This window comes from Streptomyces sp. NPDC058671 (genome assembly GCF_042716475.1).
Taxonomy (GTDB): domain Bacteria; phylum Actinomycetota; class Actinomycetes; order Streptomycetales; family Streptomycetaceae; genus Streptomyces.
Window position 1 is genome coordinate 36,568 of record NZ_JBHXSA010000023.1, and the last position, 14,018, is coordinate 50,585.

Sequence of the window (14,018 nt, forward strand, 5' to 3'; positions counted from 1 at the left end):
GGAAGCCACGGAGGCTTGTGCAACTCGGCATGGACGTCGCGGGGACGGGCCGCACATTCTGCCGACGCAACCAGACGCAGAAAGGCTGTGCGATGGAAAGCGGTCCTTCGACGGTGCGCCTCCTCTCCGGGAACGGACCCGACCACGAGGAGGCGCGCGGCCTCGTGCTGCGGTTCCTCGGCGGCGACGTCGGCTCCGACCCGTACCCCGTGCTGAACCGCATCCGGCAGGCGGGACCCGTATGGGTCCGTGACGACCTGCTCGTCCTCTCCTCACGCGCCCACTGCGAGGCCGCCCTGCGGGCGACGGACACCGCGCCGGCCTCCGCCGGTGCCTGTCCGGTGTCCGCCGCCCGGCTGCGCCGCGCGGCGGACCGGGCCTTCTCCGCCGACGCCGTGACGGACCTGGCCCCGCTCGTCCGCCGCCTCGTCGACGACCGTCTGGACTCGGTGGCCGCCCGCGGCCGCCTCGAAGCCGTCAGCGATCTCGCCCATCCGCTGCCGATGGCCGTCCTGTCCCACCTGCTGGGCCTGCCGGCCTCCGACGCCCAGTGGCTGCACCGGCGGGCTGTGGCGCTCGCCCCGGCCCTGGACCCCGGTCCCGCGGGCACCGGGACGGCCGGGCCGGCAAACCTGGCCGGGTCGCGGCAGGCGGAGACCGAGCTGGAGGCGTACTTCGCCGAGGCCGTCGAGCGGCGTCGCCGGAACGGCGGCGACGACCTGCTGTCCCGGCTGATCCGTGTGGACGACGGCGGGGAACGGCTCACCGACGCCAAGACCGCCTCGGTCGGCCGCTTCCTGCTGGGTGCCGGATACGAGACCACGGCCGCCCTCGTCTCGGGCAGCGTCCTGGCGCTGCTGCGGGCACCGCAGGAGATCGACACCGTGCGGAAGGATCCGGGCCACGCGGGGCACGTGGTGGAGGAGACTCTGCGACTCGACCCACCGCTCCAGATGGTCCAGCGCCGCGCCTCCGCCGACCTCGACCTGTGCGGGACACCGGTGGCCAGGGGCACCCTGATGGTGCTGCTCCTCGCGGCGGCCCATCGCGACCCGGCCCTCGCGTCCAGCCCCGATGTCTTCGCCCCCGACGGCGCCTCGCCGCACCTGGCGTTCGGAGCGGGCCGGCACCACTGCCTCGGCGCTCCCCTGGCCCGGCTCGTCGCCCGGACCGTACTCGTGCGCTTCACCCAGCGCGTCCTCGGACCGCGCTTCGCCCTCGGCAGCCCGTCCTACCGGCCCGCCGGCGCGCTGCGCGGGCTGCGAGCGCTGTGGGTGGACGCGGACGGATTCGCCGGCCGGGACCTTCCCTGGCCGGAACCTCCCGCGTAACCACCCGCCCTTCGACCACCCTCGCCATGCCGCGCCCGGCGCGGCGGGAAGGACATCGTGACAGTCACGCACCCCGGCGCGCCGCCCCTGACGGCCGCCCTGGACTGCTTCTTCGTGAGGCCCGGCGACGAGGAACGGGCCCGCGCGACCGGGCGGCACGTGCTCGGCAGGGTGACCTACGGCCACGGCGGCCGGCCGCCCATGCTGCACGACGGCGCCCCCCTGGTCCGGATCGCCATGGCCGGTGACACCACCGAGCGGATCACCGAGGTGTGGACCACCGACCGTCCGGTGCGGTCCGGCCGCGAGGGCGGGCTGGTGTACGCCGAGGACGGCGAGACCTTCTTCTGCGCGGTCCGGATCGACGAGCGCGGCGTCTACCGCGACACGGTCCGTTCGGTGTACGAGAACGCCTTCACGCTGATGTGCCGGCTCGGCTACACCGAGCTGCTCCGCATGTGGAACATGGTCGGCGCCATCACGGACGCCAACGCCGACGGCATGGAGAACTACCGGGACTTCTGTGTGGGCCGCGCCCAGGCGTTCGAGAGCTGGTCCGGCCGGGTCGACGGCATGCCGGCCGCGACCGGCATCGGCTCGCTGCGTCCCGGCATCGACCTGTACTTCCTGGCCTGTCGCACCGGTCGTGCCCGGCACCTGGAGAACCCGCGTCAGACTCCGGCGCACCGGTACCCCACGCGGTACGGCCCCAAGTCGCCGAGTTTCGCGCGCGCCACGCTCCTGGAGCCGGGCTCCGGCACCCGGGCGGCTCTGTACGTCTCCGGGACGGCCAGCATCATCGGCGACGACACGGTCCACCACGACGACGTCGAGCGGCAGTGCGACGTCACCCTCGCCAACATCGAGGCGCTGATCTCCTCGGAGAACCTGCGACGCCACGGCCTCGCCGGCGGCTTCGGCCTGGCGGACCTCGACTGCGTCAAGGTCTACGTCCGCGACGCCGAGCACCTGCCGGCGGTCCGCGCCCGGTGCGCCGAGGCGTTCCGCTCCGGCACGGACCTCGCCTTCTTCAACGTGGACGTCTGCCGTCCTGACCTGCTGGTGGAGATCGAAGGGATCTGCCGATGACCAACTTCGTCCGGCGCCTGGCGGAGACCGCCCTGTCCCGGAGCTGGCTGGAACGCCCCGCGTACTTCGTGGACGAGAGCGTCTACCGCTTCGAGGACGTGTTCGCGGGCGCGGACCGCGCGGCGGCGGCCTTCGCCTCCCGCGGCCTGGGACAGGGCGCGCGCGTCCTGATAGCCCTGCCCGACGGCATCGAGTTCGTCTGGGCCTTCCTCGGTGCCCTGCGCGTCGGGGCCGTGGCCGTTCCGGTGAACTCCATGTTCCACCCGGACGAGATGCGCCGGGCCGCCGACATCGCCCGGCCCTCAGTCGTGGTGTCGGACCCCGGGTTCGAGGACCGCTTCACGGTGCCCGTCCTCACGCCGGACGCGCTCCGTGGCGACGACACCCCCGTACCTCCGTACGCTCCCGTGACGGACGACGCCCCGGCGTTCGCGGCGTTCACCTCCGGCACGACCGGCGGTCCGAAGCTCTGTTTCCACACGCATGGCGACCCGGAGATCCTCACCCGGGCGGCCGGCGCGGCCGTCGGCGTCACCGCGGACGACGTGAGCTATTCGGTGCCGCGCATGAACTTCGCGTACGGCCTGGGCAACTCGCTCTTCTTCCCGCTGCTGACCGGCGGCGCCACGGTGCTCACGCCCCGGCGGCTCGCGCCCGGTGACTCGCTGGCCGTGCTGGAGAAGTACGGCGTCACCGTCTTCTACAGCCAGCCGACCTTCTTCGCCCACATGCTCGGCCATCCCGAAGCCCGTCGGGTGCTGGACGGGCTGCGAGTGGCCGTCGTGGCGGGCGAGGTCCTGCCCGATTCGCTGGAGCGTGAGCTGCGCGGCGTCCTCGGACCCCGGCTCCTGAACGTGTACGGCACCACGGAGATCGGGCACGCCCTGCTGGCCAACGGGCCCGACACGGTGCGCGAGTTCACCCTCGGCCGAGTGCTCACTCCGTATCGCCTGCGAATCGTGGACGACCAGGGCGTGCCGGTCGCGGCCGGCGTCGAGGGGCGTCTGGAGGTCGCGGGTCCGACCATCGGGCTCGGCGTCCCGAGCGGCGATCACGCGCCGATCCGGCTGACATCCGACGAGTGGTACGCCACGAGCGACGCCGCGGTCATGGACACCGACGGGTTCGTCCGCGTCCACGGGCGGCTCGACGACGTGGAGATCGTGGCGGGCATCAACGTGCACCCCACGGAGATCGAGGACCGGCTCATGGCGCACTCCGCCGTCGAGGAGGCGGCCGTGTGCGCGGTCCGGCGCGACTCGGGCATCTCCGTGCTGCGCGCCTACGCCGTTCTGCGCCATCCTGTGGACGAAGCCACCGGCCAGGCGCTGCGCGACGAACTGCTCGACTCCTGCCGATCGTCCCTGACCTGGTACAAGGTGCCGGAAGACGTCACCTTCGTCACCCGGCTGCCTCGCAATCCGACGGGCAAGCTGCTGCGCCGCACCATCCGCGCGCTCGCCGCCGACGACGCCCTGCACTGACCGGGACGGCGTCCGCCTTCGCGTCGCCCGCCCGCCTCTGCCCCGCACCGCATCTACGCCCTGGAGTGAAAGCGTTGAGCTCAGTCGAGACCGTCACCGCCCCCGTCTCCTTTGACGGCCAGACCCTCACCATCGACGCCGTCCGGCGCATCGCCGAGGAGGGGGCGCAGGCCGACGTCGCCCCCGAGGCGGTCGCCAAGACGCTGCGCAGCCGGGCGATGCTGGAGGATCTGGCGGAGCAGAACGTTCCCATCTACGGCGTGACCACCGGTTACGGCGAGATGATCTACATGCAGGTCGACAAGTCCAAGGAAGTCGAACTGCAGACCAACCTGGTCCGCAGCCACAGCTCCGGCGTGGGGCCGCTGTTCGCCGAGGACGAGGCGCGGGCGATCGTGGCGGCGCGCCTCAACACCCTCGCCAAGGGTCACTCCGCGGTGCGCCCCGAGATCCTGGAGCGCCTCGCCCTCTATCTGAACCGGGGCATCATCCCGGCCATACCCGAGATCGGCTCGCTGGGCGCCAGTGGCGACCTCGTCCCGCTCTCGCACATCGCGAGCACGCTGATCGGTGAGGGCTACGTGCTGCGCGACGGCCGGCCGGTGGAGACGGCCGCGGTCCTGCGCGAGCACGGCATAGAGCCGCTCCAGCTGCGGTTCAAGGAGGGGCTCGCGCTCATCAACGGAACGTCGGCGATGACCGGTCTCGGTTCGCTCGTCGTGGAGCGCGCCCTGGCCCAGACCCGGCAGGCCGAGCTGGTCTCCGCCCTGCTCAACGACGTGCTGCGCGGCTCCGCCAGCCCCTTCGGGTCCGAGGGCCACGACGTGGCCCGTCCGCATCGGGGACAGATCGACTCGGCCGCCAACATGCGGGCCCTGCTGGCCGGCAGCAACCTGATCGCCGAGCACGCGGAGCTGCGCCGCCAGGTGCAGGACGTGAAGGAGGACGGGAAGGAGGTCCAGCGGACCGAGACCTACCTCCAGAAGGCCTACACGCTGCGCGCCGTCCCGCAGATCCTCGGCGCGGTGCGCGACACCCTCTACCACGCCCAGGACAAGCTGGAGATCGAGCTCAACTCCGCCAACGACAACCCGCTGTTCTTCGAGGGCAAGGAGATCTTCCACGGCGCCAACTTCCACGGTCAGCCGATCGCCTTCGTCCTGGACTTCGTGACGATCGCCCTCACCCAGCTCGGCGTCCTCGCCGAGCGGCAGCTCAACCGTCTGCTGAACCGTCACCTCAGTTACGGCCTTCCGGAGTTCCTCGTCGCTTCCGAGCCCGGTCTGAACTGCGGCTTCGCCGGAGCCCAGTACCCCGCGACCGCGCTGGTGGCGGAGAACCGCACCATCGGCCCGGCCTCCACCCAGTCCGTCCCGTCCAACGGCGACAACCAGGACGTCGTCAGCATGGGGCTGATCGCCGGCCGCAACGCCCGGCGGGTGCTCGGCAACAACAACCGGATCCTCGCCGTGGAGTTCCTCGCCGCCGCCCAGGCCGTCGACGTGTCGGGCCGCTTCGAGGACCTGAGCCCCGCTTCCAAGGCGACGTACGACGCCGTGCGCTCCCTGGTGCCGGCGCTGGGCGTGGACCGGTACATGGCCGACGACATCGAGCTCGTCGCGGCGGCCCTGTCGCGGGGTGAGTTCCTCACCGCGCTCGCCAAGTACACGGACGTCGAGCTGCGCTGACCTCCTTCCCGTGACGCGGAAGCGCCCCCACCCGGTCGGGTGGGGGCGCTTCCGCGTGTGGGATCGGTTCAGGCCGCGAGCGTCTGCTCGTCGGAGGACGCGGCCTCGGCCGGGGCCTCCTCCTGGCCGATCGGCGGGACGTGGCGCATCAGGGCGACGAAGAAGGCTCCCGCCACCGCGATCAGGATCGCGCTGACCGTGGCGACCGTGTGGATGCCGCCGGTGAACGCGACGCGGACCGGTTCCATCAGCGCGTCGGCGAGCTGCTGGGGCAGGTTCTGCGTGGCGGCGGCCGCGCCGGAGACGCTGTCGCGGGCGGCCTCGGCCGCGTCGGCCGGGACGGTCGCCGGCACGGTGTCCGCCACCCGGTCGCGGTAGACGGCCAGACCCAGGGTGCCGAGCGTGGCCACGCCGAGGGCCGCGCCGAACTCGTTGCTGATCTGGGAGAGCGCGCCGGCGGAACCGGCCTTCTCCGGCGGGACGGCGCCGACGACCATGTTGGTGCCGAGCGCGACGATCGGGGCGCCGCAGAAGGAGAAGACGGCGAAGCCCGCGATCAGGGTGGCGGTGCCGCTGTCGGCGCTCAGCTGCGAGAAGACGAGCAGGACGGCGACCACGCCGACGATGCCCGCGCCGATGACGTACGCGGGGCGGATCTTGCGGGCGATGATCGGGCAGACCATGAAGGAGACGGTCGCGGCGGCCATGCCCGGGAGCAGGCCGAGGCCGGACTCGATCGGGGTCATGCGCTGGGCGGCCTGGAAGTACTGGGTCATGAGGAGCATGACCGTGCCGCCGATGAGGCTGTAGGCGAGCAGGCCGAGCAGCGAGGCGCTGAAGCGGCCGTGGCGGAAGAGCGATACGTCGAGCAGCGGGGCGGTCAGCGCGCGCTGACGCCGGACGAAGAGCACGCCGAGGACGATGCCGACGACGATGGCGGCACCGGACAGCGGGCTCCAGCCGTTGCGGGCGGTCTCCTTGATCCCGTAGATGACCGGGAGGGTGGTGCCCAGGTTGAGGGCGACGCTCGGCAGATCGATACGGCCGGCCTCGGGGTTGGCGGATTCGGGCAGCACCTTGGGGCCCACGATCAGCAGCAGGACCATGACCGGGACGCCGAGGAGGAAGAGCGAGCCCCACCAGAAGTGCTCGAGCATGACGCCGCCGAGCATCGGGCCGATGATGGCGCCGAGGGTGAAGCAGCTGGCCCACATGCCGATCGCGGCGGCCCGCTGCTTGGCGTCCTGGAACATCGTGGAGATCAGCGCCAGGGTGGACGGGCTGATCGCCGCGCCGGCGATGCCCAGCAGTACACGGGCGGCGATCAGCATGGCCGGACTGGTGGCGAACGCGGCGAGCAGCGAGGCGGCGCCGAAGGCCGCGCCGCCGATCAGCAGCAGCTTGCGGCGGCCGATGCGGTCGCCGAGGGTGCCCATGGGGACCAGGAAGCCGGCGACCAGGAAGCCGTAGATGTCCATGATCCACAGCTGCTGGTTGCTGTTCGCGCCGAGATCCGCACTCAGGTGCGGCAGCGCGAGGAGGAGTACGAAAACGTCGAGGGCCACGAGCAAAGTGGGAAGGGCGAGGATTCCCAGCCCGATCCACTCCTTGCGCCCGGCCTTGGGAGCACCGCCTGCAGTCATGTGCCTGTTCTTCCCGTCGTCGTGTGTGTGGAGGGCTTTCCGCGTCTCTGCCCATGGCCGCGCGCGCCCGCCCCCGAGGGTCTCCCGGCCGGAGCCGTGCACGCATCTCGCAGAGTGCCGTCCTGACGCCGCGCGGGAGTGAGTTTCATGAAGCAACCTCGAAGATGCGGACGGTGATCACCCGCTTCTAATGTCGTTGGCGGACAAGGGGAAACGGCCCCACGAAAGCACGCCGGGTCCCGCGGTCCTGAGATCCCCTCACACATGACATGGAGTCAGGAAATGATCGTCAAGAACAAGCTCGGCCTTGCCACCCGCGTCGCCGCCGCCACCGCCGTCGCCGCCGGTCTGGCACTGACCCTGCAGCCCTCCGCGAGCGCCGCCCCCACCGCGCCGGTCGTCTCGGTGTCGCCGGCGTCGGCCCTCTCGGACGGCCAGCAGGTCACCGTCACCGCCTCCGGTCTGACCCCGAACACGGTCTTCCACCTGGGTCAGTGCGCGTTCGTCGAGCCGGGCAAGTACGGCTGTGACGCGACCACCGCGAAGGACGTCGTCTCGGACGCGCAGGGCAAGGTGAACACGACGATGGTCGTGCACAGCTCCTTCCAGGCCGTCGTCGGCGCCGACCGCACCGTCTGGGGCACCGTCAACGCCAAGACCACCCAGACCCAGGTGGGCCTGGGCAGCGACGCCGGCGAGGGCGGCGGCCAGCTGATCTCCTTCAAGTAATCCCGGCCCGGCACGGGCATCCCCCTCCGGAGCCCTCGGCACGTCGGCCGCCAGCCGACGGCCGGGGGCTCGGACGTGTTCCGTCACGGACTCCGCGAGAACGCCGAACGGCGCGGCCCCCGAGGAACCGCGCCGTTCGGCGTGCGCCGGGAACGGAACTCAGCCCGCCGCGGTCGCGCCGGGAGCGATGTCCCCGGCGAACCGGCCGCACGGGTCGATCCGTGCCCGGACCCGGTCCACGGCAGCCACGGCGCCGGCAGCGAGATGACGCTGCGGCCGGTCCGCCCCCTCGACCAGGGAGGGCACGGTGGTCCCCGTGTCCCAGGGTGCCAGCGCGGCGCGCACGGTGGCGCAGTGGGCCTCGAGGTCCCCCACGGTGACCGGCCCGAACGGAGGGCCCGACCCCATGTACGCGAAGGCCGCGTCCACCTGGTTCAGCACACCGCCACGCGGGTCCGGGTCCGCGAACGCCCCACCGAGCTGACGGAGGGTGGCGACGACCAGCGGGGATCCGGAGCCCTCGCCGACGACGGCCAGGAACGCCTCCGCCGCCTTGTCGGAGAGTTCCGCGAGAAGCAGGTGGTCGCCGATGAACGGGACCGGGTCGGCCGGGTCCATGTGGGCGTCGAGCACGCCGGCGGCGTCGGTGAGCGCCCAGGTGTCGAGGAGCGGTTCGGCGAGGTCGCGCAGGGGCCCGAGCAGGTTCTCTGCCTGCCGCTCCGCCTCGGCCACATCGTCCGGCGACGCGGCGAGCACCGCGCCGTCGACGCACAGCACGGGCCCGGCCGCCAGGGCGGGCGGGACGCCGGGGACGGGCGGCAGGTTCATCACGCGCAGCGAGGTGGTCGCGTGGCGCGGTGCCGTGCGGGTCCAGTCGCGCCAGGCCGCGAGCAGCGGGCGGGCGTGAGCAGCCGACCAGTACGTGGCTCCGGTGACGACCTTCGCCACCGGGAAGAGCGCGATCTCGACGGCGGTGACGACGCCGAAGCCACCGCCTCCGCCACGCAGCGCCCAGAACAGTTCGGGGTCGTTCTCGGCATCGGTGCGGACCGGCTCACCGTCGGCGGTGACGAGTTCGACCGCGCGCACGCTGTTGGCGGCGAGTCCGGTGTGCCGGCCGTAGAAGCTGACGCCGCCGCCGAGCAGGTAGCCGACGACGCCTACGTGGGCGGCCGAGCCGTGCGGGGTGGCCAGGCCGTACGGCGCGGCGGCCGCGACGACCTCGCCCCAGGTCGTACCCGCCGGAACGCGGGCGACGCGGCGCTCGACGTCGATCTCGACGCCGCCGTCCAGCCGGGTGCGGATGAGCACGCCTCGGTCGGCGGGAGGTCGCGCACCGGAGGCGTGGCCGGTGGTGTGGACCCGTACGGCCAGGTCCCGCTCGCCCGCCTCGCGCACGGCGGCGCGGACCTCGTCGACGGTGCGGACGGTCACGGCCGCGTCGGGGCGCGCCGGGGCGGCGAGGTTGAAGACGCCCGTGGCCTCGTCGTACTCCGGCGAGCCGGGTGCCGCGAAGGACTCCTGGAGGACGTCGTGCTGGTTCATGTCGGCGGTTCTTCCTTGTCTGTGTCAGTGCTCGCGCACGGCCGTCAGGAACACGAACGTTCCCGGGCCGCTCTCCTCGCGGACCGTCAGGCCGGCGTCGTCGAGCCAGCGCCGCAGGTCGTCGAGGTCGAAGAGCTGCAGGCCGCCCTGGTGTTGCGGGAAGCGGTGGGCGCTCTGGAAGTAGCGGTAGACGGGGTCGTCGGAGCGGCGGAACGTCATCAGGGTGAAGGTGCCGCCCGGCCGCAGGACCCGGCCGACCTCGGCGATCGCCGCGCCGGCGTCGGCGTAGAAGGCCTGGAGCGCGTTCCAGCACACGACCGCGCCCAGCGAGGCGTCCTCGAAGGGAAGCTCGGCGGCGGAGGCGAGGACGGAGGGCACCTCGGGCAGTCGCCCGCGCAGCACGTTGAGCATGGGCAGCGCCGAGTCGAGGGCGATGAGCCGCTCGGCTCCGACCGTCTCGGCGATGACTGCGGTCCACCGGCCGGCGCCGGCTCCCAGGTCGAGGACGGGCCCGTCGACGGGCCGTACCTGCTCCGCGATGTAGCGGTCCTCGTCCTCGGGGGCGACCGCGCCGCCCCAGTCGGAACCGGAGACCCGCAGGAAGGCCGGGCGGGCCACGGCTTCGTAGAACAGGCCCATGCTGGGGACGCGGGACAGCTTCTCCAGGAAGTCGGCGGCGGTGTCCCCTTCGGCCGCCGTCGCGGTCAGGTCGAGGATGCCGCCGGCGACCGGGTAGCGCGCCTGGCAGCCGCCGCAGAGCGCGACGCCGTCGTGGGACTCCAGCGACCCCTGGCAGGAGGGGCAGCGCAGCGCGCCGAGGGTCGGGGCGAACAGGGCGGCGTCGGCGACCGGGGCGGCGACCTCGCGGCGCTCGGGAACCGGCGCGGCGGGCAGGTTGCGGGGGTCTCCGTTGCACACCGCCCAGTAGGCGCGGGCACCGGTGCAGCCGAGGACGGTACGGGTGTCGTTCTCCCAGTTCGCCACGAGCTGCTCGGGCGCCAGTTCCTTGATCCATCCCTGGTCGAAGGCGCGCTCGTCCTCGTTCAGGGTCCACGCCGACGGCGAGGGCCACACCCGGCCGAGGTCGGGGCGCTCGAGGTCGAGTGTGCTCAGCGCGCGGTCCAGGCGGGAGATGTCCTCGGCCTCGAGGTCCAGCGCGGCGACCGCGCCAAGGATCCGTTCGCGCTCGGCGGGGAAGTGCGCGAGCAGGTAGAGCAGGGCGAGGGTGAGCGGTGTACCGATGCCGGGGGTGCCGAGCAGCTCCAGGTAGGTGTCGAGGTGTCCGCGGACAGCGCCGGCGATCGGGCCGTCGAGGTCGGGGTACTCCGTCTCGGCCAGCAGACCGAGGAGGACGGCCAGGTGCCCCTTGCGGTCGGTGCCGGCCCGTTCCAGGGCAGCCACGAGCGCGGGAACGGCGGCCAGGGCCTGCCCACTCGCCGTGCCGTCCTCCCACAGGACGCCCACCAGCGCGCGGAACTCCCCGGCCACGCCGTCGGGCGCGGCCTCGACGAAGGCGTCGGCGAGGCCGACGGCAGCTGGGGCGGTGGAAACGTTCATCTCCATGTCCTTCCAAGGTCTGTGCGGCGGTCGCCGGCGCCACGCGCGACCGTCACGCTGCCAGCGGCCGGGCGACCACCGCATCTTCCTGGCTGCCCTTCCGGCCCGCGCGGCGGACCGGGGCGCAGGTGGAGCAATCCGCAAGATGCGGGCGGATTCGACGACGGCGGACGATACGGCTGGGCGCTCCGGGTGCTCCGGGACCGGTCCCGGCTCCGCGGGCACGCCCCCGTTCCCCCTCGACCGATGACCTGCCGCCGGCGGTCAGCCATCTCCGGAGCGCTCATGCACCCCTTCCGCATCGACATCCCGCAGGCCCAGATCGACGACCTGCATCGCCGCCTCGACGCGACGCGCTGGCCGGACGAACTGCCCGGCGTGGGCTGGGACCGGGGTGTTCCGGTCGGGTACCTCAAGGAGCTCGCCGCGTACTGGCGCACCTCCTTCGACTGGCGGGCGGCCGAGGCGCAGTTGAACGCGCACCCGCAGTTCGTCGAGGAGATCGACGGCGCACAGGTGCACTTCCTGCACGTCACCTCCCCCGAGCCGGACGCGACCCCGCTCCTCCTCACCCACGGATGGCCGGGCTCGGTCGCCGAGTTCCTGGACGTGATCGGGCCGCTGACCGACCCGCGCGCGCACGGCGGCGACCCGGCCGAGGCCTTCCACCTGGTGATCCCGTCGATCCCGGGCTACGGCTTCTCCACGCTGACCGAGACCGGCTGGGACACCGCGCGGATCGCCCGCGCCTGGGCCGAACTCATGGCCCGCCTGGGCTACGGGAAGTACGTCGCGCAGGGCGGCGACGCCGGAGCGGTGATCTCCCTGGAGCTCGGCCGCATCGACCCCGAGCACGTCCTCGGCGTCCACGTGAACATGCTGATGACCTTCCCGTCCGGGGACCCCGCCGAGTTCGAGGGCCTGGACGAGCGCGACCAGGCGCGCCTGGGCAAGCTGGCCCGGTTCGACGCGGAGCTCTCCGGTTACATGAAGCTCCAGCAGACCCGCCCGCAGACGCTCGCGTACGGGCTCACCGACTCCCCCGTGGGCCAGCTCGCCTGGATCGTCGAGAAGTTCCTCGACTGGACCGGTGCGACGGACCTGCCGGAGGACGCGGTCGACCGCGACCGGTTGCTGACGAACGTGACGATCTACTGGCTGACGGCCACCGCCGGTTCGTCCGCGCAGTTCTACTACGAGGGTGCCGCCGGGGTCCGGGCCGCGGCGAGCGGCGCCGTGCCGCCGCCGGTGACGGTGCCGGTCGGCGTCGCCGTGTTCCCTGATGACATCTTCGTGCCGGTCCGCCGCTTCGCCGACCGCGACCTCCCGAACATCACGCACTGGACCGAATTCGAGCAGGGCGGTCACTTCGCCGCTCTGGAGCAGCCGACCGCGCTGACCGGGGACATCCGTGCCTTCGCGCGGGCGCTCCGGCCCGTCGCCGTCGCCGTCTGACGCGCGCCGCCGAACCGTTTCGAACGCTTACGAGAGAGATGAGGCATGGCATGACGGCCAAGACCGTGATCGACGTCTGGGTGGCCGACCTGACGTTCCCCGGCTACATGGACCGGCTCCACCGGCTGGGAGCCGAGTTCGAGAAGGCGCACCCCGAGTACGAGATCAACATCGAGGGCCGTGACTTCCGGCTGCTGTCGCAGCAGATCGCCGAGGCCGCCGACGCGGGACGCCCCCCGGCCGTAGCGGAGTACTACTTCGCCGTCACCCAGGCCGCCCGGGACTCGCGCACCCGTGACGGGAAGCCGCTGTTCACCTCGGTGCAGAAGGCGATCGCGGGTCGTACGGAGATCCTCGGCGAACCGGTCGTCGTCGACGACCTCATCCCGTCGGTACGCGAGTACTACTCGGTGGACGGCGATCTCACGTCGATGCCGGCCGTGGTCACGGCCATGCTGATCTACGGCAACAAGACGGTGCTGGACAGGGCCGGGGTCTCCACCCTGCCCACGACCTGGGCCGGGGTCGAGGCGGCCTGCGAGGCCGTGGCGGCCCTGGAGGGCGGCCCGTCGCACGGTGTCACCTGGGCCAACCACGGTCTGTTCTTCCAGCAGGCGCTCGCGGTCCAGGGCGGTGAGCTCGCCGACAACGCCAACGGCCGCGCGGGCCGGGCGACCCGCCTGGACCTGTCGTCGGAGGCGATGCTGACCTGGGCGGAGTGGTGGCGCGAGCTGCAGCGCAAGGGCCACTACCTCTACACCGGGAAGATCCCGGACTGGGAGGGCAACATCAAGGCCTTCGCCGACCAGGACGTGGCGATCCGCGTCACCTCTTCCAACGACCTCAACTACATGGCGACGGCGGCCGAGAACGCCGGCTTCGAGATGTCCGTCGGCCGGTTCCCGCAGCGGGACGGCGTACCCTACGGCGGCAACATCATCGCGGGCACCTCGCTGTGGCTGGCCGACGGCCTGGACGAGGTGACGCAGGACGGCGCGCTGGCCTTCATGCAGTTCCTCAACAACCCCCGGAACGCCGCCGACCGGCACATCGCCAGCAGCTTCGTCCCGGTCACCCGCTCCTCCTACCGTCTGCTGGAGGACGAGGGCTGGTTCGAGGCGAACCCCTACCACCGGCTGGCGAGCGCTCAGCTCGGCTCGTACGACGAGGGCCAGGGCGAGGGCGTGCCGCCGTGCCGCGGAGCGATCTTCGGCGACTTCGCCGGCGTCCAGGACGTCATGACCCGGGCCATGGACGACGTGCTGAGCCGCGGCGACCTGCCCGCCGAGCGGTTCGCCGAGGCCACGGCCGAGGCCCAGGCGCTGCTCGACGCGTACGAGAAGGACCGCGTCGACAACGGCGTGCGCAGGGCAGAGAGCCTGCGGGTGGAGTACTTCCGCGACGCGGAGGACTACACCGGCGCCCAGCTGGAGGACGCGGTGAAGGGCGTGTCGAAGGAGTAGCCGACGACACGGCGAGGGGGCGGACCGGTCGGTC

General features: G+C 72.4%; 10 protein-coding genes. 7 read left to right on the top strand and 3 right to left on the bottom strand.

The window, feature by feature from the left end:
- Positions 1 to 92: 92 nt before the first annotated feature.
- The 4 genes from ACFWV2_RS25855 to cmdF all read left to right on the top strand — a co-directional run bounded on the left by ACFWV2_RS25855 (position 93) and on the right by cmdF (position 5,592).
- A complete protein-coding gene (locus ACFWV2_RS25855; protein ID WP_384408200.1) occupies positions 93 to 1,331 on the top strand; it encodes a cytochrome P450 in 1,239 nt (412 codons plus the stop codon).
- Positions 1,332 to 1,388: 57 nt separating this feature from the next.
- Positions 1,389 to 2,420, top strand: coding sequence for an FkbO/Hyg5 family chorismatase (locus ACFWV2_RS25860; RefSeq protein ID WP_384408202.1), 1,032 nt, complete (start codon positions 1,389 to 1,391; stop codon positions 2,418 to 2,420).
- Positions 2,417 to 3,904, top strand: coding sequence for a class I adenylate-forming enzyme family protein (locus ACFWV2_RS25865; RefSeq protein WP_384408204.1), 1,488 nt, complete (start codon positions 2,417 to 2,419; stop codon positions 3,902 to 3,904). Before ACFWV2_RS25860 ends, ACFWV2_RS25865 begins: the two co-directional genes overlap by 4 nt.
- 74 nt (positions 3,905 to 3,978) lie before the next feature.
- Positions 3,979 to 5,592, top strand: coding sequence for a tyrosine 2,3-aminomutase (gene cmdF / locus ACFWV2_RS25870; RefSeq protein WP_384408205.1), 1,614 nt, complete (start codon positions 3,979 to 3,981; stop codon positions 5,590 to 5,592).
- A gap of 68 nt (positions 5,593 to 5,660) precedes the next feature.
- Here the strand turns inward: cmdF and ACFWV2_RS25875 are convergent, their stop codons facing one another.
- Positions 5,661 to 7,235 (bottom strand): MFS transporter, encoded by a 1,575-nt coding sequence (locus tag ACFWV2_RS25875; RefSeq protein WP_384408207.1) that lies wholly within the window; start codon positions 7,233 to 7,235, stop codon positions 5,661 to 5,663.
- Positions 7,236 to 7,517: 282 nt separating this feature from the next.
- On the opposite strand from ACFWV2_RS25875, the gene ACFWV2_RS25880 reads away from it, so the two are divergent.
- Positions 7,518 to 7,964 (top strand): enediyne antibiotic chromoprotein, encoded by a 447-nt coding sequence (locus ACFWV2_RS25880; protein WP_384408209.1) that lies wholly within the window; start codon positions 7,518 to 7,520, stop codon positions 7,962 to 7,964.
- A 159-nt stretch (positions 7,965 to 8,123) separates the two neighbouring features.
- Here ACFWV2_RS25880 and ACFWV2_RS25885 read toward each other — a convergent pair whose 3' ends face one another.
- Together ACFWV2_RS25885 and ACFWV2_RS25890 are read right to left on the bottom strand one after the other, a co-directional pair.
- Positions 8,124 to 9,509 carry an FAD-binding oxidoreductase gene (locus ACFWV2_RS25885; protein ID WP_384408211.1) on the bottom strand — a complete coding sequence of 462 codons (1,386 nt, stop codon included), beginning with the start codon at positions 9,507 to 9,509 and terminating at the stop codon, positions 8,124 to 8,126.
- Between the two features lie 24 nt (positions 9,510 to 9,533).
- Positions 9,534 to 11,066, bottom strand: coding sequence for a methyltransferase domain-containing protein (locus ACFWV2_RS25890; protein WP_384408213.1), 1,533 nt, complete (start codon positions 11,064 to 11,066; stop codon positions 9,534 to 9,536).
- A 285-nt stretch (positions 11,067 to 11,351) separates the two neighbouring features.
- On the opposite strand from ACFWV2_RS25890, the gene ACFWV2_RS25895 reads away from it, so the two are divergent.
- Together ACFWV2_RS25895 and ACFWV2_RS25900 are read left to right on the top strand one after the other, a co-directional pair.
- Positions 11,352 to 12,521 carry an epoxide hydrolase family protein gene (locus ACFWV2_RS25895; RefSeq protein WP_384408215.1) on the top strand — a complete coding sequence of 390 codons (1,170 nt, stop codon included), beginning with the start codon at positions 11,352 to 11,354 and terminating at the stop codon, positions 12,519 to 12,521.
- Between the two features lie 50 nt (positions 12,522 to 12,571).
- Positions 12,572 to 13,984 carry an extracellular solute-binding protein gene (locus tag ACFWV2_RS25900; RefSeq protein ID WP_384408217.1) on the top strand — a complete coding sequence of 471 codons (1,413 nt, stop codon included), beginning with the start codon at positions 12,572 to 12,574 and terminating at the stop codon, positions 13,982 to 13,984.
- The last annotated feature ends 34 nt before the right edge of the window (positions 13,985 to 14,018 follow it).

Excerpts from the sequence above, each read along its gene's own strand:
- ACFWV2_RS25855 (WP_384408200.1), top strand. The coding sequence starts at position 93 with ATGGAAAGCGGTCCTTCGACGGTGCGCCTCCTCTCCGGGAACGGACCC.
- ACFWV2_RS25895 (WP_384408215.1), top strand. The coding sequence starts at position 11,352 with ATGCACCCCTTCCGCATCGACATCCCGCAGGCCCAGATCGACGACCTG.
- ACFWV2_RS25865 (WP_384408204.1), top strand. The coding sequence starts at position 2,417 with ATGACCAACTTCGTCCGGCGCCTGGCGGAGACCGCCCTGTCCCGGAGC.
- ACFWV2_RS25885 (WP_384408211.1), bottom strand. The coding sequence starts at position 9,509 with ATGAACCAGCACGACGTCCTCCAGGAGTCCTTCGCGGCACCCGGCTCG.
- ACFWV2_RS25900 (WP_384408217.1), top strand. The coding sequence starts at position 12,572 with ATGACGGCCAAGACCGTGATCGACGTCTGGGTGGCCGACCTGACGTTC.
- ACFWV2_RS25875 (WP_384408207.1), bottom strand. The coding sequence starts at position 7,235 with ATGACTGCAGGCGGTGCTCCCAAGGCCGGGCGCAAGGAGTGGATCGGG.
- ACFWV2_RS25890 (WP_384408213.1), bottom strand. The coding sequence starts at position 11,066 with ATGAACGTTTCCACCGCCCCAGCTGCCGTCGGCCTCGCCGACGCCTTC.
- ACFWV2_RS25880 (WP_384408209.1), top strand. The coding sequence starts at position 7,518 with ATGATCGTCAAGAACAAGCTCGGCCTTGCCACCCGCGTCGCCGCCGCC.